We start from the raw sequence: 26,162 nt of genomic DNA, 5'->3' as shown, positions 1-26,162 counted from the left end.
GGGGGTCAGCCGCCGAACTCGGCCAGCCCGGAGCGGGCGGAGTCGAGCCAGGCCCGGCGCGCCTCCAGCGCCTGCCGTGCCTCGGCGACCGCACGGTCGTCCCCGCCGGCCTCCGCGGCCGCGAGGTCCTGCTCCAGCCCCTGGACCGCACGCTCGAGCTGCTCGACCATCGACTGGGCGCGCGCGCTCACCTCGGGGTTGCTCTGCTTCCAGCGCTGGTCCTCCTGGTCGCGCACGGCCTGCTCGACCTTGCGCAGCCGCTGCTCGATGCGCTGCATGTCCGCGCGCGGCACCTTGCCGGCGATGTCCCAGCGCTCCTGGACCGAGCGCAGCTCGCGCTTGGCCACCTGCAGGTCGGTGATGGGCAGCAGGGCCTCCGCCTCGGCCAGCAGCGCCTCCTTGACCTCCAGGTTGGCGACGAACTCGGCGTTCTCCGCCGCAGCGACCTCGTCCTTGGCGGCGAAGAAGGTGTCCTGGGCGTGCTTGAAGCGTGACCACAGGGCGTCGTCCTGGGAGCGCTGTGCCCGGCCGGCCTGGCGCCACTGCTGCATGAGCCGCTTGAACTCACCGGCGGTGGCACCCCAGTCACGGCTGCCGGCCAGGGCCTCGGCCTGGGCGACGAGGGACTCCTTGACCCGGCGGGCTTCCGCCTGCTGCTCGTCCAGGTGGGAGAACCAGGTCTTGCGCTGCCGGTCGAACCCGGTGCGGGCGGCGCTGAAGCGCTGCCACAAGGCGTGCTCGGTCTCCTTGTCCAGGCGTGGCCCGCTGCGCTGCATCCCCTTCCAGGTGTCGAAGAGGTCGCGCATCCGGGCGCTGGCGGCCTTCCACTGGGTCTGGGCGGGGTCCGTGGCCGCGATGCCCTCCGCCTCCGCCACGAGCGCCTCGCGCTCCTGAGCGGCGCGCACCTTGGCCTCGGCCCGAGCGGCGCTCTCCTGCTCCTGCCGTGCGGCGACGGTCGCCTCGACCTGGTCGACCAGCGCGGACAGGGCGGCCAGGTCACCCACGACGTTGGCCTCGCCGATGTGCTCGCGCAGGTGTGCCAGCGACTCACGGGCCTCGTGCGCCCCGAGGTCGGTCTGTGCCAGCCGCTGCTGGAGCAGCTGGGCGGCGGCCGCCAGCTCGTCGTACTTGCGGGCGAAGTAGGCCAGCGCCTCCTCGGGGGTGGAGCCGGGGTAGGAACCCACGGCACGCTCGCCCTCCTGGGTGCGCACGTAGACCGTGCCGTCCTCGTCGACACGCCCGAACGCGAGGGACTCGCTGGAAGGTCCGTCGGGGACGGGCGGCGCCACGGGATGCACGGCTGCCTTGCGGCCGGCCAGCTGGGCAGGTGAGGGGGGACCGGGCACGGGCCGCCCTGCTGGGGACTCTTCACTCACGACGTTGACGCCTCTTCCTCGACCTCGACCTCGGTGATGCTGATGGGCTGCGCCGGTATGCCGTCCGCGCCCCCGCCATCCACGCCCGCACGGGCGACATGGTCGATGATGTCCATTCCGTCCGTGACACTACCGAAGATCGTGTAGCCACCACCCTCGACCGGGAGCGCGGTGTCCTGGTGGACGATGAAGAACTGCCCACCGTTGGAGTCGGGGGAGGCGGCTCTGGCCATGGCCACCGTGCCGCGCGGGTAGAGCCCGTCGTCCGGGGCGTTCTCGATGCCGAAGGTGTAGCCGGGCGTGCCCCGTCCCGTGCCGGTGGGGTCGCCGCACTGGAGCACGAAGATCCCCCCGGTCGTCACCCGGTGGCAGGGGCTGTTCTCCCAGTAGCCCTCGGTGGCGAGGAAGCGGAAGGAGGCGACCGTCTGCGGTGCGGCATCCCCGTCCAGCTCCAGGGTGATGGTGCCGCAGGTCGTCTCCAGCCGGGCGCTGAGCGGCCCACCGGGGTCGACGCCCAGCGGTGCCTCGCCGGAGCTGAACGTCGGCACGCCGGAGGACAGGGGAGGTGCCTCGCTGCACACGACGGGGCCGGGCGAGGCGGCGGACCCGGCAGCGACGTCCGGGCCGGGGGCCCCGTCGCCGACGGCCTCGCCCTCCGAGCCGCAGGCAGCCAGCGCCACGAGTGCTGCGGCGTACCAGGGCGCCAGCGCGCGGCGTCGGGGCAGCATGGAAGGGACTCCTCGGAAGAGCGCGTGCGGACAGGTCGGCGATGCGAGTGTAGGCAGCGCTCCGGTGCGCAGGGGTCACGAGGCGGTGACGGTTTGGACACGATCTGACTAGGCTCACCGTCGTGTTCCTTCAGAGCGTGACCGCTGCCGCCTTCGGCACCAACTGCTACGTGCTGGCTCCCGCCGCGCACGAGGACTGCCTCATCGTCGACCCCGGCATCGGCGTGGAGGGCGCGGTGGCCGAGATCCTGCGTGAGCACCGGCTCCGGCCGGCCGGGGTGCTGCTCACCCACGGTCACCTGGACCACGTGTATGCGGTGACGCCCCTGTGTGCACCGGGCGTGGCCGCCTGGATCCACCCGGCCGACCGGTACCGGCTGGAGGACCCGGTCGCCCAGCTGGACCCCGGCCTGGTGGCGATGGTGGAGCAGCAGTTCGGTGCCCGGTCGACCTGGCGGGAGCCGGAGGACGTGCAGGAGCTCGACACCACGACCGCGCTCGAGCTGGCCGGCCTGCGGCTGCGGGTCACGCACGCGCCCGGGCACACCGAAGGGTCGGTGCTGTTCGAGGTGGCGGACGTGCCGGTGGGCGTGCCCGAGGGTCTGGACCGCACGGTCCTCAGCGGGGACGTGCTCTTCGCCGGGTCGATCGGCCGCACCGACCTGCCGGGCGGGGACCACGCCCAGATGCTGCGCAGCCTGCGTGAGGTCGTGCTCCCGCTGGCGGACTCGAGCCTGGTCCTGCCGGGGCACGGACCGGCGACGACGATGGGTCGCGAGCGGGTCGGGAACCCGTTCCTGGCCGGTCTGGGGCCCGACGGCGACGCCCCGCTGCGTGGATAGACTCCCCGGGTGATCACGCCGCGCACCCCCTCAGGAGTCCTGGAGCTGCTGCCTCCGGAGCAGATCGCCTTCCAACGGATGCTCGACGTGATCCGTGCGGGCTACGAGCGGTTCGGCTTCCTGCCGGTCGAGACCCCGGTGTTCGAGGTCAGCGACGTGCTCCTGACCAAGACCGGAGGAGAGACCGAGCGGCAGGTCTACTTCGTGCAGTCGACCGGAGCCCTTGAGAAGGCCGCCGGGCAGGACGAGCCGGGCACGCCGGAGCTGGCCCTGCGCTTCGACCTCACCGTGCCGCTGGCGCGCTATGTCGCCGAGCACGAGCACCGGCTGACCTTCCCGTTCCGGCGCTACCAGATGCAGCGCGTCTACCGGGGCGAGCGCCCCCAGCGGGGGCGGTTCCGCGAGTTCTACCAGTGCGACGTCGACATCGTCGGCAAGGACGAGCTCAGCGTGCGGCACGACGCGGAGTGCCCGGCGGTCATCCACGCGATCTTCAGCGACCTGGCGATCGGCGACTTCACCATCCAGATCAACAACCGCAGGCTCATGCGAGGCTTCTTCGAGGACCTCGGCGTGGCCGACCCGGAGCAGCAGGCGCTGGTGCTCCGGGAGGTCGACAAGCTCGACAAGCGCGGCGTGGAGCACGTGCGGCAGTCCCTCACCGGCCGTCTCGGACTGTCGCAGGAGGCGGCCGCCCAGGTGCTCGGCTTCGTCGCGCTGCGATCCACGGGCCACGACGACGCGATGACCTTGCTCGACCGGGTCACGGCGCAGAGCGCGGGCAGCGCGTCGCTGGCCACGGGCGTCGACGAGCTACGCGAGGTGCTGGCCCTGGTGCGGGCCATGGGGGTGCCGGAGAGCGACTACCGGCTCAACTTCTCGATCGCGCGCGGGCTGGACTACTACACCGGCACCGTCTACGAGACGACTCTGGACGACCACCCGGGCATCGGCTCCATCTGCTCCGGTGGCCGCTACGACGACCTCGCCGGGCACTACACGAAGTCACGCCTGCCGGGGGTCGGCATCTCGATCGGCCTGTCCCGGCTGTTCTGGCAGCTGCGTGAGGCAGGGCTGGTCGACGTCGCCGAGAGCACCGTGCAGGTCCTCGTGCCGCAGGTCGACACCGAGCTGCTGCCCCAGGCCATGGCCCTGGCCACGACCCTGCGCGCCGGTGGCATCAACACCGAGGCGGTCCTCGACGGGGGCCGGCTGGGCCGACAGCTGCGGTATGCCGACCGGGCCGGCATCCGTTTCGTGGCGCTGCTGGGACCCCAGGAGGTGGACTCCGACACCGTGACCGTCAAGGACCTGCGGCGCCAGGACCAGTTCTCGGTGCCCCGCTCGGACATCGTGCGCGCGCTGCGCGTGGAGCTGGCCCAGCCGCAGGTGCCGACGGGGGACTGACGGGGGACCGACCGGCGCGATTCGGTCCACCCACCCCCGCGTGTTAGCGTGCTAGCGCATTGGCACAGTCGCAGACGGCGGAGACGAGGACGGATGAAGCGCAGGGACACGACCCAGGTCGGCACGGTCGCGGCTCTGGCCGAGGTGCTCTCGCGCCTGGACGACGCCGCGGACATCGAGGCGTTCCTGGTCGACCTGTGCACGCCCGCCGAGCTGGAGGCCCTGGCCGACCGCTGGGCCGTCGTGCCGCTGCTGGCCGAGGGCGTCTCCTACCGGGCCATCCACGAGCGCACGGGGGTGAGTGTCACGACGACCGGCCGGGTCGCCCGCTGCCTCGAGCACGGCACCGGTGGCTACCGGGCCGCCCTGGAGCGGCATACGGCACCGGCCTGACCCTGCCGGACGCCAGCCCCTGTCACCACGCACCCACGGAAGGTCGCCATGACCCCGCCTGCCCTGCCCCGCGAGCGCCTGCGCGTGGCCATCCAGAAGTCCGGACGGCTCTCCGACCCCGCCCGCGACCTGCTCGCCTCCTGCGGCCTGACCTGGCGGGAGAGCCGGGACAAGCTGTTCTGCTACGGCGAGTCGCTGCCGGTCGACCTGCTCCTGGTCCGCGACGACGACATCCCCGGGCTGATCGCCGACGGGGTGTGCGACCTGGGCATCGTGGGACGCAACGTCATGGTCGAGCACGAGCTCGAGCGGCAGGGCAACGGACATGCACCGGCCCTCACCGAGATCCGGGAGCTGGGCTGGGGCAGCTGCCGGCTCGACATCGCGATCGGCGAGGACCAGCCGTGGACCGGGCCCGAGCAGCTCGCGGGCCTGCGCATCGCCACCTCCTACCCCCGCACCCTGGGCCGGTGGCTGGGCGAGCAGGGGGTCGACGCCAGCGTCGTGACCCTGTCGGGGTCCGTGGAGATCGCTCCCCGCCTCGGCCAGGCCGACGTGGTCTGCGACCTGGTGTCCTCCGGCGGCACACTGGCGGCCAACCAGCTGAGGCCCGTGGAGACCCTGCTGCACTCGGAGGCCGTCGTGGCCGGTCCGGCGCAGCCACTGGAGGACGCCCGCGGTGAGCTGGCCGACCTGCTGCTGCGTCGCATGGACGGGGCGCTGCGGCTCAAGGAGACCCGGCTGCTCATGCTGCGGGCACCGCGCGCCGAGCTGCCCCAGGTGCTGACGAAGCTGCCCGAGGGACACGAGCCGACGATCCTGCAGGTCGAGGGGCACGACGAGGTGAGCGTGCAGATGCTGTGCCACGCCGCCGTCACCTGGCAGCGGCTGGAAGACCTCAAACGCGCAGGGGCACGCCAGCTCATGGTGCTGCCCGTGGAAGGAATGCTGGCATGAACATCCTGACCTGGGACGAGCTCGACGACGTCGACCGGGCCGAGGCCGTGCGCCGCGGCACCGCGGCCGCCGGACCCGAGGTAACCGTGTCCGTGGCCACGATCCTCGAGCAGGTGCGCACCGGGGGTGACACCGCCGTCCGCGCGCTGACCGAGCGCTTCGACGGGGTGGCGGTCGCCGACCTCACCGTGTCGCCGGCCGAGGTGGCAGCCGCCGTGGCGCGGCTGGACCCACCGCTGCGCGCCGCCATCAGCGAGGCCGCCGGGCGCATCCGTGCCTTCCACGAGGCCGGGATGACCCAGGAGTATGCCGTGCAGACGGCTCCAGGGGTCGTCTGCGAGCGGGTGGTGCGTCCGATCCGCACGGTGGGGCTCTACGTGCCGGCCGGCTCCGCCCCGCTGCCCTCGACCGCGCTGATGCTCGGCGTGCCCGCACGCCTGGCCGGCTGCCCCGAGGTCGTGCTCATCACCCCGCCCGGCCCGGACGGTCGGGCCGACGACGCGGTGCTGGCCGCTGCTGCCGAGTGCGGCATCACCCGCATCCACCTCGCCGGGGGCGCCCAGGCCGTGGCCGCGTTGGCCTACGGCACCGAGAGCGTGCCGCGCTGCGACAAGATCTTCGGCCCCGGCAACGCCTGGGTGACGGAGGCCAAGCGCCAGGTCAGCGGTGCCGAGGGCGGTCCGGGGATCGACCTGCCGGCCGGCCCCTCGGAGGTGGTGGTGATCGCGGACACCGGTGCCGACCCCGAGTTCGTCGCGGCCGACCTGCTCTCGCAGGCCGAGCACGGCCCGGACTCCCAGGTGCTGCTCCTCACCGACGACGCCGACCTGGCGGCCGCCGTCGTGGAGCAGGTGGCGGCACAGGTGGAGGAGCTCCCTCGCGCCGACATCGCCCGCAAGGCGCTGGCCGGCAGCCGGGTGGTCCTGACCTCCGACCTGGAGCAGGCCTTCGAGATCAGCAACGACTACGGCCCTGAGCACCTCATCCTGGCGCTGCGCGAGCCCCGGGAGTGGCTGGACCGGGTGCAGACCGCCGGCTCGGTGTTCCTGGGGGACTGGGCGCCGGAGACCCTCGGCGACTACTGCAGCGGCACCAACCACGTCCTGCCCACCGCCGGCGCAGCCCGCTGGACCGGGGGGGTCAGCGTGGCCAGCTTCCAGATCGCGATGACCGTGCAGCACGTCACCGAGGAGGGTCTGGCCGAGGTGGGGCCGTGCGCGGTCGAGCTCTCCGAGGCCGAGCGGCTGCACGCGCACCAGCGGGCCGTCACGCGCCGGCTGGCACGGCTGGCCGCACCGTGACCTCGCCCTCCTTCCCGCTCGGACTGGTCCGCGAGGACCTGCGTGACTTCGCGGGCTACTCCTCGGCGCGCACCAGCCACTCCGGGGCACCGGCGCGCATCTGGCTGAACGCCAACGAGGCCGCGGCGCCCAACCGTGCCGACCCGCAGGGCCGCAACCGTCGCTACCCCAGCCCGCAGCCGGCGGCACTGGTGCGCGCCCTGGCCGCGCTCTACGGTGCCGACCCGGCCGGGCTCGTCGTCGGGCGCGGCAGCGACGAGGCCATCGACCTGCTCGTGCGCACCCTGTGCCGGCCCGGCGGGGACGGGGTCGTCGTCACCTCGCCGACCTTCGGGATGTATGCCGTGAGCGCACGGCTGCACGGGGTGCCTGTGCACGACGTGCCCCAGTCGGACCTGGGGCGGACCTGGCGCCTCGACCCCGAGCGCATCGTCGAGGAGGTGCGGCGGACCGGCTCGCGCATCGTCTTCCTGGCCTCGCCGGGCAACCCCACCGGGGCGACGGTGGAGCCGGCCACGCTCCTGGCCCTGACCGACACGCTCGCCGACCAGGCTGTCGTCGTCGTCGACGAGGCCTACCAGGAGTTCGGGGTCGGGGGATCGCTGGTCGGCCGTGTCGCGGCCCACCCCACCCTCGCCGTGCTCCGGACGCTGTCCAAGGCGCACGGCCTGGCCGGTGCCAGGGTCGGCACCGTGCTCACCCACCCCGAGCTCGCCGCAGTGCTGCGGAGGGTCCAGGCTCCGTACCCGATGCCGGAGCCGGTGGTCTCGCTCGCGCTGGCCGCCCTCGAGCCCGTGGCGCAGGAGGAGACGCGGCACCGGGTCGCGACGACCGTGCGCGAGCGTGCACGGCTCGCCGGGCTGCTCGCCGAGCACCCCGGCGTGCGTGCGGTCTACGACAGCCGGGCCAACTTCGTCCTGGCACGGTGCCAGGACGCCGGCACTGTGGACGACGTGCTCACCGACCTGTCCGGTCGTGGCATCGTGGTGCGCGACATGCGGCACCTGCCCGGCCTGGAGGACGCCCTCCGCGTCACGGTCGGCACGCCCTCCGAGCTCGACGAGGTGGCCGGCGCGCTGGCCGCCGGTCCCGCCTTCACCACCACCGAACGATGAGGAAACGATGAGTGCTGTCCCTCTGCCCGTGCTGTTCGTCGACCGTGACGGCACCCTGATCGAGGAGCCGGAGGACTTCCAGGTCGACAGCTACGACAAGCTGCGCCTGGTGCCCGGCGTCATCCCGGCCATGCTGCGGCTGCGTGCGGCCGGATGGCAGTTCGTGATGGTGACCAACCAGGACGGGCTGGGCAGCGAGTCCTTCCCCCGGGAGTCCTTCGAGGGGCCGCACCGCCTGCTGCTGCAGATCCTGGCCAGCCAGGGCATCACCTTCCGGGACGTCGTCATCGACACGACGCTGCCGGCGGAGAAGGCGGCGACCCGCAAGCCGGGGACGGCCCTGATGACCGCGCTGCTGAAGGACCGCACCATCGACTGGCAGCGCAGCGCGATGGTGGGTGACCGGGAGACCGACCGCCAGTTCGCCGAGAACCTGGGCATCCCGGCATACCTGCTCTCGAGCAGGACCGACGAGGCGGGGCCGGACGGCGTGGACTGGGCGCAGATCGCCCACGAGCTGGCCGACCGCCCGCGCACGGCCCGTGTCGAGCGGGCCACCTCCGAGACCGCGATCCGCGTGTGGGTGGACCTGGACGAGGCCGGACGCAGCCGCATGGCCACCGGTGTCGGCTTCCTCGACCACATGCTCGACCAGCTGGCCAAGCACGGGGGGTTCTCGCTGGTCGTCGAGTGCGACGGCGACCTGCACATCGACGAGCACCACAGCGTGGAGGACGTCGCGATCGCCGTGGGCGAGGCGATCCGGGAGGCACTGGGGGACAAGCGCGGGATCGCCCGCTACGGCTTCACCGCACCCATGGACGAGGCCGAGGCCTCCGCCGTCATCGACCTGTCCGGCAGGCCCTACTTCGCGTTCGAGGCGGACTTCGGCCGCGAGCGGGTCGGAGACCTGCCCACCGAGATGGTGGAGCACTTCTGGCGCTCCTTCGCCGACGCGATGCGCTGCACCCTGCACCTGCGGATCAGCGAGGGCAACGCCCACCACCAGATCGAGGTGGGCTTCAAGGCCGTCGCCCGCGCCCTGCGCCAGGCCCTGCCGCGTGAGGGCACCGAGCTGCCCAGCACGAAGGGGATGCTGTGAGCGCCAGGACCGTCGCGCTGGTCGACTCCGGGGGCACCAACATCGGCTCGGTGAGCTACGCCCTCGAGCGACTCGGGGCACGGGCCGCGCTGACCAGCGACCCGGCCACGATCCGGGCCGCCGACCGGGTGGTCCTGCCCGGTGTCGGAGCCGCAGCGGCCGGCATGGAGCGTCTGCGGGCCGGCGGCCTGGTCGAGGTGCTGCACGAGCTCGAGCAGCCGCTGCTGGGGGTGTGCCTGGGCATGCAGCTGCTCTTCGAGTCCAGCGCCGAGGACGGGGGTGTCGCGTGTCTGGGCCTGATCCCGGGCGCCGTGGTGCGCATCCCGGTCGGTCCCGGGGTCCGGGTGCCCCACATGGGCTGGAACGCCCTGGAGGTGCTGCGCCCCGACCCCCTGCTGCACGGTGTCGCCTCGGGTGAACGGGCCTACTTCGTGCACAGCTACGCGGCCCCGGTCGGCTCCACGACCCTGGCCTCGACCCGCCACGGAGGCGACTGGAGCGCCGTGGTCCGCAGCGGCAACCGGTGGGGCGCACAGTTCCACCCGGAGCGCTCCGCGGACGTCGGTGCCCGGCTGCTGCGAAACTTCATGACGGAGGTGTCCGATGACTGACTTCACCGTCTACCCGGCGATCGACGTGCTCGACGGCCGTGTGGTGCGACTGCACAAGGGGAACTACGAGAAGGAGACCCGCTACGCCGACAACCCGGTCGCCGTGGCCCAGAGCTACGCGCGGGCCGGCACGCGGTGGCTGCACCTGGTCGACCTCGACGCCGCGCGGGCCGGCGGGTACACCCTGGGTCCGGTGCTGAAGGAGGTCGCCGACTCGACCGGGCTGATGATCCAGACCGGGGGAGGGGTGCGCACGGCCGACGACGTGCAGCGGCTGCTCGACTGGGGAGCCACCCGCGTCGTCGTCGGCTCGGTCGCGGTGCAGGAGCCGCGGACCGTGCAGGGCTGGCTGGAACGTTTCGGGCCGGAGCGGATCACGGTGGCGCTGGACACCCGCACCGACGACGACGGGGTCTGGGTGCTGCCGGTGTCGGGGTGGACCTCCGTGGCCGAGCACGACCTGCCGACGACGCTGCACGACTACGCCGACTCCGGGCTGCAGCATGTGCTGTGCACCGACATCGGGCGCGACGGCACGCTGGGCGGGCCCAACCTCAACCTCTACACCTTCCTCACCCGGTCCACCCCCGGTCTCCGGTTCCAGGCCTCCGGCGGGGCGCGGGACGTCGCCGACGTCCGCAGCGCGCGCAAGGTGGGCTGTGCCGGGATCGTGCTGGGCAAGGCCCTCCTGGAGGGGCGCCTGACCGTGGGCGAGGCCGTGCAGGAGGAGTGGGTATGACGCTGGCGCGCCGCATCATCCCCTGCCTCGACGTGCGGGAGGGCCGGGTCGTCAAGGGCACCCGCTTCCGTGACCACGTGGACATGGGCGACATCGTCGAGCTGGCCGGTCGCTACCGCGACGAAGGTGCCGACGAGCTCGTCTTCTACGACATCACCGCCAGCCCCGAGGGCCGGCGCGTGGACGTCGGCTGGGTCACCCGGGTGGCCCGCGAGATCGACATCCCCTTCTGCGTGGCCGGCGGCATCCGCTCGGTGGAGGACGCCCGAGCCGTCCTGCACGCGGGGGCAGACAAGATCTCGGTGAACACCCCCGCCACCCAGCGGCCCGCACTGGTCTCCGAGCTGGCCTCCGCGTTCGGGGTGCAGTGCGTCGTCGTCGGTGTGGACAGCCTGCGCGACGACGACGGGCAGTGGCGCATCCGCCAGCTCACCGGCAGCCCCGAGGCCACCCGTGCCCTCAGCACCACCACCCTGGAGTGGGTGCGCCGTGTGCAGGAGCTGGGCGCGGGGGAGATCGTGCTCAACTGCATGGGCAGCGACGGGGTGCGCGCCGGCTACGACATCGAGCAGCTGTCCGCGGTGCGGCAGGTGTGCCACGTGCCGCTCATCGCCTCCGGGGGTGCGGGGGCGGCCGAGCACTTCGCGGCGGTCTTCGCCACGGCCGACGTCGACGGCGCGCTCGCCGCCAGTGTCTTCCACTCGGGAGCGGTGCCGATCCCGGCGCTCAAGGAGCAGCTGCACGACGCCGGGCTCGTGGTCCGCCGCACGGCAGGGGTCCGGCGGTGAGCCCTCACGGGCCGGTGCTGCCCGACGGCCTGACGGTCGAGGACCTCGCGTTCGACAAGCAGGGCGGCCTGGTGCCGGGGGTCGTCCAGGACCTGCGGACGGGCCAGGTGCTGATGGTGGGCTACCTCGACCGTGCTGCCCTCCGGGCCACCCTGGAGACGGGCCTGGCGACGTTCCACAGCCGCTCCCGCGGGACGACCTGGACCAAGGGCGAGACCAGCGGCAACACGCTGACGGTGGAGCGCATCGAGGTCGACTGCGACCGGGACACGCTCCTGCTGCACTGCACCCCGGCCGGACCGACCTGCCACACCGGTGCCGTGAGCTGCTTCTCGCAGCAGCAGCCACCGGCGGCGTCCTTCGTCACCACGCTCGACGAGGTCGTGGCGCAGCGGCGGGCCGAGCTGCCCACCGGCTCCTACACCACCTCGCTGTTCGAGGCCGGTGTCCGCCGGGTCGCCCAGAAGGTGGGGGAGGAGGGTGTCGAGACGGCCCTGGCCGCCGTGGTCGAGGACGACGCCGCGCTGCTCGGCGAGGCGGCCGACCTCGTCTACCACCTGCTCGTGCTGCTGCGCAGCCGTGACCTCGGCCTGGCCGACGTGGAGACCGTGCTGCGCGAGCGCCACTCCTGACCGGGGGAGCCTCCGCTCAGTCGGTGGCCAGCGCCGGTCCAGGGCGCAGGCCCATGCCGCGCAGCTCGAGAGCGACCAGCCGCCCGACGACCTCCGGGTCGCCGGAGCGCCAGGCTCCCAGGGGGTCCGGCGCGAGGGCGCTCACCCTGGCGGTGGGCTGCCCGACCAGCGCCCGGAGGGCCAGCAGCTCCTGGAGCTCCGGGCGCCCCCGCTCCCGGGCCAGCAGGCCCGCCCGGCGTGCGTACCGGACCCGCAGGAGGAGGTACGCGAGGACGAGCAGGATCGGCAGGCCGACGGTGCCGACGCCCATCAGCATGGCCAGCCGGTCCACGGACGACTCGAGGCTGTCGCCCGCGGCGACGAGGTCGACCCCGACCCCTGCTGCGCCCGAGAAGGGCGCGCTCAGCCGTTCCCCCACGACCGGCACGTCGACCACCGTGCCGGCGACCGCGTCCATGCGTTGCTCCAGCCCGCTCCCCGCGTCCCGGAGGGGACCGGCCGGGGCCGACAGCGCGCTGACCGCGCCGTGCACCGCACGGGCCAGGAGCACCCACAGCACCACCCAGACCAGCGCCAGCAGGTCGCCCACGACCTGGCGGGTCCGGCGACGGCGCGTTTCGGCATACCAGAGCATGGGCCCATCATGACCGACAATGCAGGGGTGCCCGAGACCTCCGCGCCGTCCGGTCGCCACCCCCTGCGCAGGTCGACCGACGAGTGGCTGGACCACCTACGGGTGGAGCGCGGCGTGTCGGCGCACACCCTCGCCGCCTACCGCCGGGACACCGGTCGCTACCTGGCCTTCCTCGCCGAGCGGGGCGTCCGGCGTCCCGAGCAGGTGCAGGAGGCGCACGTCACCGACTTCCTGGCGGCTCTGCGTGCCGGCGGCCCGGATGCTCCGCCGCTGGCGGCGACCTCGGCAGCACGCGCGGTGGTCGCGGTGCGCGGGCTGCACCGGTTCCTGGCGCTGGAGGGTGAGACCCCCTCCGACCCGGCCCGTGCGGTCACCCCGCCGGCCCCACCACGGCGGCTGCCGAAGGCCTTGCGCGTCGACGAGGTCGAGCGGCTGCTCTCCGCGGCCTCCGTGGGGGACACGCCGGCAGCGCTGCGTGACCGTGCCCTGCTGGAGCTGCTCTACGGCAGCGGGGCCCGGGTCAGCGAGGCGACCGCGCTCGACCTGGACGACCTGCCCTCAACCGGGGAGGACCCCGTGGTCCGACTCCTCGGCAAGGGCGGCAAGGAGCGCATCGTCCCGCTGGGCAGCTACGCCGCGGACGCGCTCGGGGCGTGGCTGGTGAGAGGCCGTCCCGTGCTGGCCGGCGCGGGCCGCGGCACCGCGGCGGTGTTCGTCAACCGTCGTGGTGGCCGGCTCAGCCGGCAGAGCGCGTGGAACGCGATCAAGGCCGCCGCGCGCCGGGCCGACCTGGCCGACTCCGTCAGCCCGCACACGCTGCGGCACTCGTTCGCGACCCACCTGCTCGACGGGGGCGCGGACATCCGGGTGGTGCAGGAGCTGCTCGGGCACTCGTCGGTGACCACCACCCAGATCTACACGCACGTCTCGACCGAGCGGATGCGTGAGGTCTACGCGCAGGCCCACCCGCGGGCGAGGTAGCCCGTGCCAGACTGTGCGGCTAGGGTCGGACCGATCGGCGGGAGGCCGACACCACGCAGAGCGAGGGCTGAGACAGACGTGACATCCGAGGCAACGACCCAGCAGGCGGGCAGCACGCGGGCAGGGCACGACCGCCTGCCCGGCACCGAGACCGTCGGGCCCGGCCAGGTCGGCCCGACCGGTCGCCCGCTGCCGGACTTCGGCGTCCCCGCCCCGCTCGACGCACACGGGCCCGCCCGGGTCATCGCGATGTGCAACCAGAAGGGCGGCGTCGGCAAGACGACGACCACGATCAACCTGGGCGCGGCGCTGGCGGAGTACGGCCGCCGGGTGCTCCTCGTCGACTTCGACCCGCAGGGCGCCCTGTCGGTGGGCCTGGGCATCCGCACGCACGAGCTCGACGTGACGATCTACAACCTCCTCGTGGAGCGCGGCCACGACATCCGGGACATCATCCAGCCCACCCGGGTGGAGGACCTGGACCTCATCCCCGCCAACATCGACCTGTCCGCCGCGGAGGTGCAGCTGGTCGGTGAGGTGGCCCGCGAGCAGGTGCTCGCGCGGGTCCTGCGACCGGTCCTGGACGACTACGACGTGGTCCTCATCGACTGTCAGCCGTCCTTGGGCCTGCTCACCGTCAACGCGCTCACCGCCGCCCACGGTGTGGTCATCCCGCTGGAGTGCGAGTTCTTCGCCATGCGCGGCGTGGCCCTGCTGGTCGAGACGATCGACAAGATCACCGACCGGCTCAACCCCCGGCTGCAGATGGACGGCATCCTCCCCACGATGTACGACGGCCGCACGCTGCACTCGCGCGAGGTCGTGCGCAGCGTCGTCGACCACTTCCAGGACAACGTCTTCCACACCGTGATCAGCCGCACCGTGAAGTTCCCCGACGCGACCCTGGCCGCCGAGCCGATCACGTCGTACGCCAGCACGCACAGCGGGGCGGAGGCCTACCGGCAGCTGGCCCGTGAGCTCATCGCCCGTGGCGGCGCGCCCTGACCACGTCGGAGGAGCCCACGTCCGCCCCGGACGTGCCCGGCGGGGTGCTCACCCGCCGCACGTCGGCACCGTTCGAGGTGCACCTCGACGTCTTCTCCGGGCCGTTCGAGCTCCTGCTGGGCCTCATCGCCAAGCACCGGCTGGACGTCACCGAGATCGCGCTGGCCACCGTCACCGACGAGTTCGTCGCCTACCTCCGACAGGCCCACGAGACACCGGAGGGCTGGGACCTGTCCCAGGCCTCGGAGTTCGTGCTCGTCGCCGCGACCCTGCTCGACCTCAAGGCGTCCCGGCTCCTGCCGCACGCCCGGGAGGACGACGAGGAGGACCTGGCCCTCATCGAGGCCCGCGACCTGCTCTTCGCCCGGCTGCTGCAGTACCGCGCCTTCAAGGAGGTCGCGGCCGCCTTCGAGGCGCGGATGGAGACGACCGGACGCGTCTGGGCGCGCGAGGTCGGGGTCGAGGACCGCTTCGCGCGTCTCCTGCCCGAGCTCGTCCTGACCATCACGCCCGAGCAGCTCGCGATGGTCGCCGCCGGCGCGATGACCCCCAAGCCGCCGCCGACCGTGGGTGTCACGCACCTGCACGCCCCCACGGTGTCGGTCCGTGAGCAGGCACAGGTCGTGGTGGGCCGGCTGCGCAGGGCCGGGGGGTGCACCTTCCGGGAGCTGGTGGCCGACGCGGACACCACGATGGTCATCGTGGCGCGCTTCCTGGCGGTGCTCGAGCTCTTCCGGGAGGCGCTGGTCTCGGTCGACCAGGACGAGGCGCTGTCCGAGCTCACCGTGCGGTGGGTCGGTCCCGACGAGGAGACGCCGTCGGGTGAGCTGGGCCAGGAGTTCGACGAGGAGGACGAGGTATGACGGACGCCCCGCACGAGGAGCAGGTGGCCTTCGACATCAACGACTTCCCGGGAGGGGCGCGCTCGGCGGTCGAGTCGGTCCTGATGGTGGTCGACGAGCCGGTCACCGAGGCCACCCTCGCCTCCGCCCTGGAGCTGCCGGTCGAGGACGTGCAGACCGTCCTGGTCGAGCTCTCGGCCGACTACGACGCCGCCGAGCGGGGCTTCATGCTCCGGCGCTTCGCCGGCGGCTGGCGCGTCTACACCCGACCGGAGTACGCCCCGGTCATCGAGCGGTTCCTGCTCGCCGGCCAGCAGTCCCGGCTGACCCAGGCCTCGCTGGAGACCCTGGCCGTCATCGCCTACCGGCAGCCCGTGTCCCGGGCCCGCATCAGCGCGGTGCGGGGTGTGAACGTGGACGGGGTGGTGCGCACCCTCGTCGCCCGTGGTCTCGTGCAGGAGGTGGGACGCGAGGGCGGCGGCGACAGCGGAGCGGTGCTCTACGCCACCACCGACTACTTCCTGCAGCGGATGGGCCTGGAGAGCCTGGACGACCTGCCCGCCCTGGCGCCCTACCTGCCCTCGGCGGAGATGCTCGACGAACTTGCAGCGGAAGGACTGGCATGACCCAGCGAGGAGACCGGCGCCCCGGCCAGGGCCGTGGGCCCGCCCGGGGAGGCAGCAGGCGCACCGCAGCGGGCGGACCCACCCGCTCCGGCGGCAGACGCAAGGACGGGGGAGGGCAGGCGCCCAAGCCCCCCGTCGACGTGCACGACCCTCAGGGTGTCCGGCTGCAGAAGCTGCTGGCCGGTGCCGGCTACGGGAGCCGCCGGGCCTGCGAGCGCCTCATCGAGGCCGGGCGCGTGGCGGTCGACGGCACCGTCGTCACCGAGCTCGGGGTGCGGGTCGACCCCGTCCGTCAGGTCATCCACGTCGACGGCACCCGGGTGGTGCTGGACGACACCAAGGTGTACCTCGCGTTCAACAAGCCGATGGGCGTGGTGTCCACGATGAGCGACGACCTCGGCCGACCCTCGCTCGCCGACTACGTCGGGCAGCGCAACGAGCGGCTCTTCCACGTGGGCCGGCTGGACGCCGACACCGAGGGCCTGCTGCTGCTCACCAACGACGGCGACCTGGCCCACCGGCTGCAGCACCCCGCGTACGGCGTGGCGAAGACCTATGTCGCCCAGGTCGAGGCGCACGGGTCGGTCGCGCACGACGTGGGGCGCCGCCTGCGTGAGGGCGTCCAGCTGGAGGACGGGGTGGTGAAGGCCGACAGCTTCCGGCTGGTCGACTCGCTGCCCGGGAAGGCGATCGTGGAGATCGTCCTGCACGAGGGCCGCAAGCACGTGGTGCGGCGCATGCTCGAGGCCGTGGGCCACCCCGTCGTGGCGCTGGCCCGGACGCAGGTCGGCCCGGTGCGCCTGGGGGAGCTGCGGCCCGGCCGCACCCGGGCCCTCACCCGCGAGGAGGTCGGCGGCCTGCACCGCGCCGCCGGGCTCTGAGGGTGCCGCTGCCCCGTTAGGCTGGGGCGGTGCGCAGCTCTCCGGTGACCATCGCGATCGACGGCCCCAGCGGCTCGGGCAAGTCCAGTGTCTCGCGGGCCGTGGCCCGGGAGCTGGGGCTCGAGTACCTCGACACCGGGGCGATGTACCGCGCCCTCACCTGGTGGTGCCTCGACCGAGGGTTCGACCTGACCGACCCGCAGACTGTCGCCTCGGCGAGCACCAGGCTGCCGCTGGAGATCGGCACCGACCCCGACCATCCCCGCATCGCGGTGGACGGCACCGACATCGTGCAGGCCGTCCGGGAGCCGCACATCAGTGCCCACGTCTCCACGATCGCCACCAACCTCGCGGTCCGGGCCGACATGCGCGACCGGCAGCGCCGGATCATCGCCGCAGCACGCGGGCACAGCGGTGGCATCGTCGTCGAGGGCAGGGACATCACCACGGTCGTCGCCCCGGACGCCGAGCACCGGGTGCTGCTCAGCGCCTCGGAGGAGGCTCGCCTGTCCCGGCGCGCCAAGGAGCTGCAGGACAACGCCGTGCGCCAGTCCGCCGACGACACCCGCGACCAGGTGCTGCGCCGGGACCGTGACGACGCGACCGTGTCGGCCTTCTTCGAGCCGGCCGAGGGCGTCGTCGGAATCGACACCTCCCACCTGACGTTCGACCAGTCGGTGGCAGCGGTGCTGTCCCTCGTGCGAGGAGCACCGCTCACCCAGGACCATCCGGAACCGATCACCGAAGGACTGTCATGAGCCTGCCCCAGGACACCGCAGAGAAGTTCGCCGCCTACGCCCACCCGGAGCGCCTCGTCTCGACCGCATGGCTGGCCGAGCACCTCGGGTCGGAGGGCCTGGTCGTGCTGGAGTCCGACGAGGACGTGCTGCTGTACGACACGGGCCACATCCCCGGCTCCCTCAAGCTCGACTGGCACACCGACCTCAACGACCCCGTGGCCCGGGACTACGTCGACGGCGCCAGGTTCGCCGAGGTCATGGGAGAGCGAGGCATCTCCCGGGACACGACGGTCGTCATCTACGGCGACAAGAACAACTGGTGGGCCGCCTACGCACTGTGGGTGATGACGCTCTTCGGCCACCCCGACGTGCGCCTGCTCGACGGTGGCCGGGCGGCGTGGGTCGCGCAGGGCCGCGAGATGACGCTGGAGGTGCCGGAGGTGACGTCGACGACCTACCCGGTGGTCGAGCGGGACGACACCGGGGTGCGGGCGTTCAAGGAGGACGTGCTGGCCCACCTGGGCAAGCCGCTGGTCGACGTGCGCTCTCCCGGTGAGTTCTCCGGCGAGCTGCTGCACATGCCGGACTACCCGCAGGAGGGCGCGATGCGCGGCGGGCACATCCCGGGCGCGAAGTCGGTCCCGTGGGCTCGGGCGGCCAACGACGACGGCACCTTCCGCACCCGGGAGGAGCTCGAGGCCATCTACCAGCAGGAGCAGGGCCTGTCGCCCGAGGACGAGGTGGTCGCCTACTGCCGCATCGGGGAGCGCAGCTCGCACACCTGGTTCGTCCTGACCCACCTCCTGGGCTTCGACGCGGTGCGCAACTACGACGGCTCGTGGACCGAGTGGGGCAACGCGGTCCGCGTGCCCGTGGAGCGCTGATGACCGACACACCCACCGCGCTGCCCACGGCGATGTCCGAGCTGGCTCAGGACTTCCACGCCGTGAGCCAGCGTGAGCGGCTCCAGCTGCTCCTGGAGCTCAGCCAGGAGCTCCCTGCGCTGCCACCGAGGTATGCCGGGCAGCTGGACAAGCTGGAGCGGGTCGACGAGTGCCAGTCGCCGGTCTTCCTGGTCGTCGAGGTCGACGACGACGCGGACCGGACCGTGCACCTGTTCTTCGACGCCCCGGCCGAGGCACCGACCACCAAGGGCTTCGCCGGCATCCTCCACGTGTCCCTGGACGGCCTGCCCGCCGCCGCGGTGCTGGGCGTGCCCGACGACGCGCCCTACCGGTTCGGGCTGGCCGAGGCCGTGTCGCCGCTGCGGATGCGGGGCATGATCGGCATGCTCAGCCGGATCAAGCGCCAGGTGCGCCTGCGCACCGACACCCCCGCTGCGGGAGCAGCCGGACAGGAGCACCGATGACCGACCAGAGCAGCACCCCGGACGGCGACCCCGGTGAGGAGCACATCGAGACCGCCCTGCGCGCGGGGCTGACCGACTTCGAGCTGACCGAGGAGGACCTGGCGCTCGTCGAGGGTGACGCGGAGGCCCTGCAGCGTGCCGGGGAGGAGGTCGCGCGACCCGTGGTCGCCGTGGTCGGCCGTCCCAACGTCGGCAAGTCCACCCTGGTCAACCGGATGCTCGGTCGTCGCGAGGCGGTCGTGGAGGACGTGCCCGGCGTCACCCGTGACCGGGTCTCCTACGACGCCGAGTGGTCGGGGCGTGAGTTCACCGTCGTCGACACCGGCGGGTGGGAGGTCGACGCCAAGGGGATCCACCTGCGGGTCGCCGAGCAGGCGGAGGTCGCTGTCGAGCTGGCCGACGCCGTCATGTTCGTGGTGGACGCCACGGTGGGAGCCACCGACACCGACGAGGCCGTCGTGCGGCTGCTGCGCCGCTCCGGCAAGCCGGTCGTGCTGGTGGCCAACAAGGTCGACGACCAGCGTGTCGAGGCTGACGCGGCGATGCTGTGGTCGCTGGGTCTGGGTCAGCCCTACCCGGTGTCGGCACTGCACGGACGGGGCAGCGGTGACGTGCTCGACGCCCTGCTCGAGGTGCTCCCCAGCGAGTCGGCGGTGGCCGAGGCCTACCCCCGCGGCGGCCCTCGGCGGGTGGCCCTCGTGGGACGCCCCAACGTCGGCAAGTCGAGCCTGCTCAACCGGCTCGCCGGCACCGAGCGGGTGGTCGTCGACCCCGTGGCCGGCACGACCCGCGACCCCGTCGACGAGATGATCGAGCTCGGTGGCAAGGTCTGGCGGTTCGTCGACACGGCGGGCATCCGCCGTCGCGTGCACCTGACCCGGGGGGCGGACTTCTACGCCTCGCTGCGGACGCAGACGGCCCTGGAGAAGGCGGAGGTGGCCGTCGTGCTGGTCGACGTGTCGGAGCCGATCGCCGAGCAGGACATCCGGGTCATCCAGCAGGTCGTCGACTCCGGACGCGCCCTGGTCGTGGCCTACAACAAGTGGGACACCATGGACGAGGAGCGTCACCACTACCTCGAGCGGGAGATCGAGCGGGAGCTGGTGCAGATCACCTGGGCGCCGCGGGTCAACATCTCCGCCACGACGGGCCGGCACGTCGCCAAGCTGGTGCCGGCTCTCGAGCAGGCCCTGGAGTCCTGGGACTCGCGGATCCCGACCGCGAAGCTCAACGCCTTCCTCGGGGAGGTCGTGGCCGGCCACCCGCACCCGGTGCGCTCGGGCAAGCAGCCGCGCATCCTGTTCGCCACCCAGGCGGACACCCGGCCTCCCAAGTTCGTGATCTTCGCCAGTGGCTTCATCGAGGCTGGCTACCGGCGCTTCCTGGAGCGCCGCCTGCGCGAGGAGTTCGGGTTCGTCGGGACCCCCATCGAGATCTCCGTGCGCGTGCGCGAGAAGCGTCGACGCTGACCCCGTCCGGGCCCTCCGACCGGATTCGGTCGGCAGTTGACGATGGGATATGGTTCTCATCGCTCCTCAGGGAGCCTCGGGCTGTGGCGCAGCTTGGTAGCGCACTTGACTGGGGGTCAAGGGGTCGCAGGTTCAAATCCTGTCAGCCCGACCGAGTGACAGAGGCGGTTCCGGAGGCATCCGGGGCCGCCTCTGGCCTGTCCCGAGGGCGTGCTCCACGTCGAGGTGGCGATGGAGGACACTCGGCTCCTCGCGACGACGTGACACGGGTCGCGAGTCGTGCTGGAGTATGCGGACCGGACCGGGCCGGCCGGACTCGCATCACCACGGGGCCGAGAGGAGCGTCATGTACACAGGTGTGGTCGTGACGGGGGTCGTGACCGTGGTCCTCATCCTGGCGTTGTACGCGCTGCACCGGACCACGTCGGTCTCTGCGCAACCGCTGGGGGTGCTGCCGTTCGACTCGGGCTGGATGCCTGAGCAGCACGCACTGTCCCGCTACCACGTGCGGTGGTACCTGGCGACGCTGCTCTTCCTCGCGTTCGACGTCGAGATGCTGTTCATGTACCCCTGGGCGGTCGTCGTCGCAGAGATCGGCACCGCCGCGGTCGTCGAGATGTTCCTCTTCCTCGCCGCGCTGTTCGTCGCCGTGCTCTGGGCCTGGCGTGAGGGGGCACTGCGGTGGGTCTGAGCGGCGTGCTCGCGCGAGCCGCCGCCCGGCACGCGCACGCCCTCGTGGTCGAGGTGCCGGGGTGGTGGCGGACCCGGGTGGAGGTCGAGCATGCAGTGCTGGCACGGGGCTGGCAGCTGGCCCCGTCGCCCGCGGACGCCGACGTGCTCGTCGTGTGCGGCGTGCCGGGGCGGGGTCTCCGCGATGCCGTCGAGCTCGTATGGCACCAGATGCCGGGCCCACGGGTACGCGTCGAGGTGCAAGGACCTGAAGAGGCGGCCGTCCGGCTCGACGAGGCGCACGCACGCCTGCTCGACACCGCCCGGCACCGCGACGATGCCCTCCGACGGCCTGACGCGGAGGAGCTGCTTGCCCGGGTCGACGGCGACGGCGAGGAGCACGAGGATCACGACGACCATGGTCATGGTGACCACGAGGATCACGAAGATTATGGTCACGCTGACCACGAGGATCACGAAGACCATGGTCACGCTGACCATGGAGGTCACGGTGACCACGGCGACATGGAGATGGCTCCGGGTGGGATCCCTCTCGCGGAGGGTGGGCCCGACCGCGACGGGCTGGAGATGGACGTCCTGACGGTCCGCCTCGGTCCGGTGCTCCCACACTGGCCGGCGGGTCTCGTGCTGCACTGCTCGCTCCAGGGTGACGTCGTCGGCTCGGCCCGGGCCGAGCTGCTGGACGCGACCGGTGACCTTCAGAACGCGGCCGACGGACCTGCCCGGCGGCTCGACCGGGTCGCCTCGGTGCTGGCACTGGCCGGATGGGACGACGCTGCAGGCGAGGCACGCAGGGTCCGTGACGCCATCCTGGACGGCGGCCCGGAGCCCACGGACGCGATGCTCGCGCGGCTTCGCCGCAAGGTGTGTCGCTCGTGGGTGCTGCGCCGGTCGCTGCGAGGCCTCCGTCCGCTGGACGAGGACGACATCGACCACCACGGGCTCCCTGTCTCGGCGGTCGGTGACAGCTACGACCGCCTGACCCGCATGCTGGACCGTGCGGTCGTCGCCGGGGACCCGCCCGGACACGAGAGCGGCCCCGCCATCTCGACCGACCACCTGGCGCATCTGGTCACGGGGCTCGACCTCGCGACGGCGCGTCTGGTCGTCGCGGGCCTCGACGTCCACGACCTGAGGGCCGGTCAGGTCGAGCACGAGGTCGCACATGGCTGACCCCATGGCCATGCCCGGACCGGGGTCGCCGACCATGGAGGTCGCCCCCGCCTGGGCGGTCGCCGCGGTGGCACTCCTCGGTGCGCTCGTCGTGGTCGCAGCCCTGCTGGACGGCATCCTCGCCTCGCGTGCGAGCGGCGGGCCGGGCAGGACCATGAGTGGGCTGGCCAGGCCGTTCGGCGAGGCCGCTCGTCTGATGCGGCAGCGCCGACGCACGACGGTCCAGGCCGACACCGTGCTCTGGCGCATCGGCGGCGCGGGTCTGCTGGTCACGGCCGCGCTGATGGTCACGGTCGTGCCACTGGGGGACTGGACGGTCTTCGACCTGGACGTGGGCGTGATGTGGTTCAACGCCATGGACGTCATGGTCTGGGCGCTGGTCTGGCTGGCAGGGTGGGGCGCGAACTCGGCGCACGCGCTGGTCGGGGGCTACCGCTTCCTGGCACACGGGCTGGGCTACGAGCTGCCGCTCATGTTCGCTCTGGTCGCTCCGGCCATCGCTGCGGAGAGCCTGAACGTCGGCAGGGTCGCGGCGGCGCAGGAGGGGCTCTGGTTCGTGGTGTGGATGCCGGTGGCCTTCCTCGTCTACCTGCTCGGGGTCGCGGCCTTCTCGGTGTGGGGGCCGTTCGCGCCGGCGCTGGGCAGCGACGTCGCGGGTGGCGTGCGCGCGGAGCTCTCGGGGGTGGACCGGCTGCTGTTCGAGACGGGGCGCTACGCGCTGCTGGCGGCCGGGGCGGCGTTCGCCGTCCCGATGTTCCTGGGCGGAGGCGCCGGTCCGCTGCTGCCCGGCTGGGCGTGGGTGCTGGTCAAGACGCTGGCCGTGCTGACCGTCCTGGTCTGGCTGCGACGGAGGTTGCCGGCCTTCCGGCCGGACACGTTCATGGAGGTGGGGTGGATGGTGCTGCTCCCGGCTGTGCTGGTGCAGGACCTGCTCGTCGCCGTCATCGCCGTCTGGAGGTCCTGACCGTGGTCATCGACATCGCCTTCTGGGCGCTGGGGCTCGTCGCGGTGCTCAGCGGCGCTGCGGTCTTCTACGTCGACTCGATGGCCCGGGCGACATACGCGCTGGCGCTGTCGTTCGTCGCGGTGGGCCTGCAGGTGCTCTTCCTGCAGCAGAACTACGTCGGGGTGGTCACGATCCTGATGATGGTGATGGAGATGGCGGTCATGGCCGTGTACATGGTCATGTTCATGGGGATGAACCCCGCCCTGATGCCGATGAGCATGGTGCACGGCAACAGGACCGCCGTCGTCGTCGCCGTCACGACCTTCCTGGTGCTGGCCGCGGGCATCCTGATGGTCGACTGGCCCGCCCGCCGCGGCAGCCCCCCAGCGGACGTGACGATGGCCCTCGGCGAGTCGTTGATGGGCCCGAAGATGCTCGTGATGGCTGTGGTCAGCCCGGTCATGGTCGCCACCATCGTCGCCGGCGTCGTGCTCGCCGCGCGCCGCACCCGCTACGACCGCTTCGGCGACGACCTCAGCCGGCGTCCGGCGGACGACCCCCAGCCGGGAGGTGTGGGCCGATGACGCTGGAGGCGACCTTGCTCATCGCTGCCGCGATCTTCAGCGTCGGCCTCTACGGCGCGATCTCCCAGCAGGTCGTGGTCATGGTCATGATGGGCCTGGAGCTGATGATCAACGCCGTCATCCTCGCCGCTGCGGGGTTCTGGTGGTTCCTCGCTCCCGACCCCTCAGGACAGGTGCTGCTCATGGTGGTCATCGCCGCGATGACCCTGGAGATGGCGATGGGCTTCGCGGTCGCCACGCTGCTGCACCGGGAGCGCGAGACGGACATGACCGACTCGGCCGCGGACCTGGCGGGATGACGGTCATGGCCCAGACCGCACTCTGGCTGCTCGTGCTGCTGCCCGCCGTCGTGGGTGGCGCACTTGCTCTCTCACGGTCCGACCGCGCGGCTGCGGCCGTGTCGCTGGCCACGGCGGCCCTCACCGCAGCTCTCGCCGTGGTGGTGGCCCTGGCACGGCCCCAGGTGGCGATGCCCTTCATGGCCGGCAGTGACCTGGCCCTGGGTGTGGACGCATTGTCCGCGCTGGTGGTGCCGACGGTGGCCTTCGTGACCCTGCTGGCGCTCGTCTTCTCCACCGGGGAGATCGGGGAGTCCCAGGCACGCTTCCACGGGCTCATGCTGCTGTTCGCCTCCGGTGCGCTCATGACGGCGACGGCTCAGACGCTGCCCCCGCTGCTGTTCGCCTGGGAGGTCATGGGCGCGACCTCGTTCGCGTTGGTCGGCTTCTGGTGGCGTGAGGAACACCGGGTCTCCGCCGGCGTGACCGCGTTCGTGACGACCCGTGCCGCTGACGTCGGCATCTATCTCGCTGCCGGGGCGGCGCTGGCCGGTGGAGCGGGCCTGGCCCTGGCCGACCTGCCCGACGGCAGCGAGGGATGGCGGCATGTCGCGGCTGCGGGTGTGCTCGTCGCGGCCCTCGGCAAGGCGGCCCAGCTGCCGTTCTCGTTCTGGCTGTCGCGAGCGATGGAGGGTCCGAGCTCGGTCAGCGCGCTGCTGCACTCGGCGGCGATGGTCGCCATGGGCGGCTACCTGCTGCTGCGCGCGGAGCCGCTGCTGGCCTCGACGGGCTGGGCAGCGCCTGCCACGGCGTGGGTCGGCGCGCTGACCGCCCTGCTGCTCGGCGCCGTCGCCCTGGCGCAGAGGGACCTCAAGCAGCTGCTGGCCGCCTCCACCTCTGCCCAGCTCGGCTTCGTGGTGATGGGAGCCGGGCTGGCGTCGGTGAGCGGGGGAGCGGCACACCTGGTGGCACACGCCTCCACCAAGGCGCTGCTCTTCCTCGCCGCCGGGGCCTGGCTCACCGCGCTCGGCACCAGACGCCTGACCGGCCTCCTCGGCGTGGCCCGCCGGTGGCCGCTGGTCGGCTGGACCAGCACGCTGGGACTGCTCTCACTGGCCGGTGTCGCCCCGCTCGCGCTGTGGGCGACCAAGGACGCGGTCCTCGCCGCGGCGCTCGAGACGTCACCGTGGCTCTACGCGGTGGGGGTCGCCGCGGCCGCGTTGGCAGCGGCCTATGCCGGCAAGGTCCTGGTCCTCCTGTGGCGGCGTGCCCCCGAGCCGGAACGCGCGGTGGCCGAGGGACACCACGACGAGGAGGAGCAGGGCACCCGCCGGGTCGGCCTGCCGGAGCAGGCCCCGCTGGTCGTGCTGGCCTTCGGTGCGGCCCTGCTGGGTCTGCTCGCGCTGCCGCCCGTCGGCGACACGGTCGCGCGCGCCCTCGGCGAGGAGCCCGTTCACCCCGCCCCGCTGGAGATGGCGCTGTCGGCGGTGGTCGCGCTGGTGGTCCTCGCCCTGGTGTGGTGGCGCCCCGCACCGGAGCCGGCGTGGCTCCGAGGCTGGCTCGGCCTCGAGGTCGCGGCACACACCCTGGTGGTGCGTCCGACCGTCGCCCTGGCGGAGTCGCTGGCGCGCTTCGACGACCGTGTCCTGGACCGCGTCGTCACCGGGTCCGCCGAAGCCGTGCTCGGTATGGCGCGTCGAGCGGCGACCTTCGACGACCGGGTGCTCGACGGTGTGGTCGAGACGACCGCCGGGATGTCCGTGCGTGCTGCGGAACGCGCAGGCCGGGTCGACGGTCGATGGCTCGACGGCGCGGTCGAGGGGGTCGCGACAGCGACGCGCAGGCTCGGGCGGCTGGCACGTCGCCCCCAGACCGGCCAGCTGCACCAGTACTACGTCCAGGCGATCGCGGTGCTCGCGGTCGGCGTCCTGCTTCTCGTCATGGTGAGGTGAC

29 protein-coding genes and 1 tRNA gene are annotated in these 26,162 nt (G+C 72.6%); 27 read left to right on the top strand and 3 right to left on the bottom strand.

The genetic code is table 11. From position 1 onward, the window contains the following. Window positions 1–5: 5 nt before the first annotated feature. A complete protein-coding gene (locus LVO85_RS13040; RefSeq protein WP_232747920.1) occupies window positions 6–1,346 on the bottom strand; it encodes a DUF349 domain-containing protein in 1,341 nt (446 codons plus the stop codon). Between the two features lie 26 nt (window positions 1,347–1,372). Further along, window positions 1,373–2,104, bottom strand: a complete 732-nt coding sequence (locus tag LVO85_RS13035) for a peptidylprolyl isomerase (RefSeq protein ID WP_232747919.1) — start codon at window positions 2,102–2,104, stop codon at window positions 1,373–1,375. A gap of 122 nt (window positions 2,105–2,226) precedes the next feature. On the opposite strand from LVO85_RS13035, the gene LVO85_RS13030 reads away from it, so the two are divergent. From LVO85_RS13030 to hisIE, 11 genes are all read left to right on the top strand, one after another. Continuing rightward, on the top strand, window positions 2,227–2,946 hold the full coding sequence (locus LVO85_RS13030; RefSeq protein WP_232747918.1) for an MBL fold metallo-hydrolase: 720 nt from the start codon (window positions 2,227–2,229) through the stop codon (window positions 2,944–2,946). A 9-nt stretch (window positions 2,947–2,955) separates the two neighbouring features. Then, complete coding sequence (gene hisS / locus LVO85_RS13025) at window positions 2,956–4,353, top strand: histidine--tRNA ligase (RefSeq protein WP_232747917.1); 1,398 nt, start codon at window positions 2,956–2,958, stop codon at window positions 4,351–4,353. A gap of 93 nt (window positions 4,354–4,446) precedes the next feature. Then, on the top strand, window positions 4,447–4,746 hold the full coding sequence (locus LVO85_RS13020; RefSeq protein WP_232747916.1) for a YerC/YecD family TrpR-related protein: 300 nt from the start codon (window positions 4,447–4,449) through the stop codon (window positions 4,744–4,746). A 48-nt stretch (window positions 4,747–4,794) separates the two neighbouring features. Continuing rightward, entirely contained in the window at window positions 4,795–5,703 is a 909-nt protein-coding gene (gene hisG, locus LVO85_RS13015) for an ATP phosphoribosyltransferase (protein WP_232747915.1), read from the top strand. Beyond that, the gene (gene hisD / locus LVO85_RS13010) at window positions 5,700–7,004 is read left to right on the top strand and encodes a histidinol dehydrogenase (protein ID WP_232747914.1); all 1,305 of its coding nucleotides are present in this window, start codon (window positions 5,700–5,702) and stop codon (window positions 7,002–7,004) included. Before hisG ends, hisD begins: the two co-directional genes overlap by 4 nt. After that, window positions 7,001–8,119, top strand: a complete 1,119-nt coding sequence (gene hisC, locus LVO85_RS13005; protein WP_232747913.1) for a histidinol-phosphate transaminase — start codon at window positions 7,001–7,003, stop codon at window positions 8,117–8,119. Before hisD ends, hisC begins: the two co-directional genes overlap by 4 nt. 7 nt (window positions 8,120–8,126) lie before the next feature. After that, the gene (hisB, locus tag LVO85_RS13000) at window positions 8,127–9,221 is read left to right on the top strand and encodes a bifunctional histidinol-phosphatase/imidazoleglycerol-phosphate dehydratase HisB (protein WP_232747912.1); all 1,095 of its coding nucleotides are present in this window, start codon (window positions 8,127–8,129) and stop codon (window positions 9,219–9,221) included. Beyond that, entirely contained in the window at window positions 9,218–9,832 is a 615-nt protein-coding gene (hisH, locus tag LVO85_RS12995) for an imidazole glycerol phosphate synthase subunit HisH (protein WP_232747911.1), read from the top strand. Before hisB ends, hisH begins: the two co-directional genes overlap by 4 nt. Then, the gene (hisA, locus tag LVO85_RS12990) at window positions 9,825–10,571 is read left to right on the top strand and encodes a 1-(5-phosphoribosyl)-5-[(5-phosphoribosylamino)methylideneamino]imidazole-4-carboxamide isomerase (protein WP_232747910.1); all 747 of its coding nucleotides are present in this window, start codon (window positions 9,825–9,827) and stop codon (window positions 10,569–10,571) included. Before hisH ends, hisA begins: the two co-directional genes overlap by 8 nt. Next, on the top strand, window positions 10,568–11,359 hold the full coding sequence (gene hisF / locus LVO85_RS12985; protein ID WP_232747909.1) for an imidazole glycerol phosphate synthase subunit HisF: 792 nt from the start codon (window positions 10,568–10,570) through the stop codon (window positions 11,357–11,359). The genes hisA and hisF overlap by 4 nt, the downstream gene beginning before the upstream one ends. Further along, a complete protein-coding gene (gene hisIE / locus LVO85_RS12980; protein ID WP_232747908.1) occupies window positions 11,356–11,991 on the top strand; it encodes a bifunctional phosphoribosyl-AMP cyclohydrolase/phosphoribosyl-ATP diphosphatase HisIE in 636 nt (211 codons plus the stop codon). Before hisF ends, hisIE begins: the two co-directional genes overlap by 4 nt. A 16-nt stretch (window positions 11,992–12,007) precedes the next feature. Here hisIE and LVO85_RS12975 read toward each other — a convergent pair whose 3' ends face one another. Beyond that, complete coding sequence (locus tag LVO85_RS12975) at window positions 12,008–12,625, bottom strand: hypothetical protein (protein ID WP_232747907.1); 618 nt, start codon at window positions 12,623–12,625, stop codon at window positions 12,008–12,010. 9 nt (window positions 12,626–12,634) lie between these two features. Between LVO85_RS12975 and xerD the strand changes: the two genes are divergently transcribed. From xerD to LVO85_RS12895, 16 genes are all read left to right on the top strand, one after another. After that, on the top strand, window positions 12,635–13,606 hold the full coding sequence (xerD, locus tag LVO85_RS12970) for a site-specific tyrosine recombinase XerD (protein WP_232747906.1): 972 nt from the start codon (window positions 12,635–12,637) through the stop codon (window positions 13,604–13,606). Window positions 13,607–13,684: 78 nt separating this feature from the next. Beyond that, entirely contained in the window at window positions 13,685–14,611 is a 927-nt protein-coding gene (locus tag LVO85_RS12965) for a ParA family protein (protein ID WP_232747905.1), read from the top strand. Window positions 14,612–14,655: 44 nt separating this feature from the next. Then, window positions 14,656–15,474: a segregation and condensation protein A gene (locus LVO85_RS12960; RefSeq protein ID WP_408637695.1), complete on the top strand. Its 819-nt coding sequence runs from the start codon at window positions 14,656–14,658 to the stop codon at window positions 15,472–15,474. Then, window positions 15,471–16,079 (top strand): SMC-Scp complex subunit ScpB, encoded by a 609-nt coding sequence (gene scpB, locus LVO85_RS12955; protein ID WP_232747903.1) that lies wholly within the window; start codon window positions 15,471–15,473, stop codon window positions 16,077–16,079. The genes LVO85_RS12960 and scpB overlap by 4 nt, the downstream gene beginning before the upstream one ends. Beyond that, window positions 16,076–16,960, top strand: coding sequence for a pseudouridine synthase (locus LVO85_RS12950; protein WP_232747902.1), 885 nt, complete (start codon window positions 16,076–16,078; stop codon window positions 16,958–16,960). Before scpB ends, LVO85_RS12950 begins: the two co-directional genes overlap by 4 nt. 29 nt (window positions 16,961–16,989) lie before the next feature. Continuing rightward, window positions 16,990–17,718, top strand: a complete 729-nt coding sequence (gene cmk, locus LVO85_RS12945; RefSeq protein ID WP_232747901.1) for a (d)CMP kinase — start codon at window positions 16,990–16,992, stop codon at window positions 17,716–17,718. Further along, a complete protein-coding gene (locus LVO85_RS12940; RefSeq protein WP_232747900.1) occupies window positions 17,715–18,584 on the top strand; it encodes a sulfurtransferase in 870 nt (289 codons plus the stop codon). Before cmk ends, LVO85_RS12940 begins: the two co-directional genes overlap by 4 nt. Continuing rightward, window positions 18,584–19,069: a SufE family protein gene (locus LVO85_RS12935; RefSeq protein WP_232747899.1), complete on the top strand. Its 486-nt coding sequence runs from the start codon at window positions 18,584–18,586 to the stop codon at window positions 19,067–19,069. Before LVO85_RS12940 ends, LVO85_RS12935 begins: the two co-directional genes overlap by 1 nt. Next, complete coding sequence (gene der / locus LVO85_RS12930) at window positions 19,066–20,538, top strand: ribosome biogenesis GTPase Der (protein WP_232747898.1); 1,473 nt, start codon at window positions 19,066–19,068, stop codon at window positions 20,536–20,538. Before LVO85_RS12935 ends, der begins: the two co-directional genes overlap by 4 nt. 77 nt (window positions 20,539–20,615) lie before the next feature. Further along, window positions 20,616–20,689: transfer RNA gene (locus LVO85_RS12925), tRNA-Pro, on the top strand. A gap of 195 nt (window positions 20,690–20,884) precedes the next feature. Then, window positions 20,885–21,229: an NADH-quinone oxidoreductase subunit A gene (locus LVO85_RS12920; RefSeq protein ID WP_232747897.1), complete on the top strand. Its 345-nt coding sequence runs from the start codon at window positions 20,885–20,887 to the stop codon at window positions 21,227–21,229. Then, window positions 21,220–22,401: a hypothetical protein gene (locus LVO85_RS12915; RefSeq protein ID WP_232747896.1), complete on the top strand. Its 1,182-nt coding sequence runs from the start codon at window positions 21,220–21,222 to the stop codon at window positions 22,399–22,401. Before LVO85_RS12920 ends, LVO85_RS12915 begins: the two co-directional genes overlap by 10 nt. After that, window positions 22,394–23,365 (top strand): complex I subunit 1 family protein, encoded by a 972-nt coding sequence (locus LVO85_RS12910; RefSeq protein ID WP_232747895.1) that lies wholly within the window; start codon window positions 22,394–22,396, stop codon window positions 23,363–23,365. Before LVO85_RS12915 ends, LVO85_RS12910 begins: the two co-directional genes overlap by 8 nt. Window positions 23,366–23,367: 2 nt before the next feature. Next, on the top strand, window positions 23,368–23,931 hold the full coding sequence (locus LVO85_RS12905) for an NADH-quinone oxidoreductase subunit J (RefSeq protein WP_232747894.1): 564 nt from the start codon (window positions 23,368–23,370) through the stop codon (window positions 23,929–23,931). Continuing rightward, window positions 23,928–24,230 (top strand): NADH-quinone oxidoreductase subunit NuoK, encoded by a 303-nt coding sequence (locus LVO85_RS12900; protein ID WP_232747893.1) that lies wholly within the window; start codon window positions 23,928–23,930, stop codon window positions 24,228–24,230. The genes LVO85_RS12905 and LVO85_RS12900 overlap by 4 nt, the downstream gene beginning before the upstream one ends. Before the next feature lie 5 nt (window positions 24,231–24,235). Further along, window positions 24,236–26,161: a proton-conducting transporter transmembrane domain-containing protein gene (locus LVO85_RS12895; RefSeq protein WP_232747892.1), complete on the top strand. Its 1,926-nt coding sequence runs from the start codon at window positions 24,236–24,238 to the stop codon at window positions 26,159–26,161. Window position 26,162: the final 1 nt, after the last annotated feature.

Source organism: Ornithinimicrobium sediminis, assembly GCF_021272345.1.
Lineage (GTDB): Bacteria > Actinomycetota > Actinomycetes > Actinomycetales > Dermatophilaceae > Ornithinicoccus > Ornithinicoccus sediminis_B.
The sequence above is the reverse complement of the archived record's forward strand: the minus strand, read 5'-3'. Positions and strand labels throughout refer to the sequence as shown.

What these genes read in the sequence shown, in the direction of transcription:
- LVO85_RS12935 (WP_232747899.1), top strand. Translation starts at nt 18,584, where the DNA reads ATGACCGACACACCCACCGCGCTGCCCACGGCGATGTCCGAGCTGGCT.
- LVO85_RS12900 (WP_232747893.1), top strand. Translation starts at nt 23,928, where the DNA reads ATGACGCTGGAGGCGACCTTGCTCATCGCTGCCGCGATCTTCAGCGTC.
- LVO85_RS12910 (WP_232747895.1), top strand. Translation starts at nt 22,394, where the DNA reads ATGGCTGACCCCATGGCCATGCCCGGACCGGGGTCGCCGACCATGGAG.
- hisG (WP_232747915.1), top strand. Translation starts at nt 4,795, where the DNA reads ATGACCCCGCCTGCCCTGCCCCGCGAGCGCCTGCGCGTGGCCATCCAG.
- hisA (WP_232747910.1), top strand. Translation starts at nt 9,825, where the DNA reads ATGACTGACTTCACCGTCTACCCGGCGATCGACGTGCTCGACGGCCGT.
- LVO85_RS12940 (WP_232747900.1), top strand. Translation starts at nt 17,715, where the DNA reads ATGAGCCTGCCCCAGGACACCGCAGAGAAGTTCGCCGCCTACGCCCAC.
- der (WP_232747898.1), top strand. Translation starts at nt 19,066, where the DNA reads ATGACCGACCAGAGCAGCACCCCGGACGGCGACCCCGGTGAGGAGCAC.
- hisD (WP_232747914.1), top strand. Translation starts at nt 5,700, where the DNA reads ATGAACATCCTGACCTGGGACGAGCTCGACGACGTCGACCGGGCCGAG.
- LVO85_RS12975 (WP_232747907.1), bottom strand. Translation starts at nt 12,625, where the DNA reads ATGCTCTGGTATGCCGAAACGCGCCGTCGCCGGACCCGCCAGGTCGTG.
- hisB (WP_232747912.1), top strand. Translation starts at nt 8,127, where the DNA reads ATGAGTGCTGTCCCTCTGCCCGTGCTGTTCGTCGACCGTGACGGCACC.
- LVO85_RS13020 (WP_232747916.1), top strand. Translation starts at nt 4,447, where the DNA reads ATGAAGCGCAGGGACACGACCCAGGTCGGCACGGTCGCGGCTCTGGCC.
- hisF (WP_232747909.1), top strand. Translation starts at nt 10,568, where the DNA reads ATGACGCTGGCGCGCCGCATCATCCCCTGCCTCGACGTGCGGGAGGGC.
- xerD (WP_232747906.1), top strand. Translation starts at nt 12,635, where the DNA reads ATGACCGACAATGCAGGGGTGCCCGAGACCTCCGCGCCGTCCGGTCGC.
- LVO85_RS12895 (WP_232747892.1), top strand. Translation starts at nt 24,236, where the DNA reads ATGGCCCAGACCGCACTCTGGCTGCTCGTGCTGCTGCCCGCCGTCGTG.
- LVO85_RS12920 (WP_232747897.1), top strand. Translation starts at nt 20,885, where the DNA reads ATGTACACAGGTGTGGTCGTGACGGGGGTCGTGACCGTGGTCCTCATC.
- LVO85_RS13035 (WP_232747919.1), bottom strand. Translation starts at nt 2,104, where the DNA reads ATGCTGCCCCGACGCCGCGCGCTGGCGCCCTGGTACGCCGCAGCACTC.
- LVO85_RS12950 (WP_232747902.1), top strand. Translation starts at nt 16,076, where the DNA reads ATGACCCAGCGAGGAGACCGGCGCCCCGGCCAGGGCCGTGGGCCCGCC.
- scpB (WP_232747903.1), top strand. Translation starts at nt 15,471, where the DNA reads ATGACGGACGCCCCGCACGAGGAGCAGGTGGCCTTCGACATCAACGAC.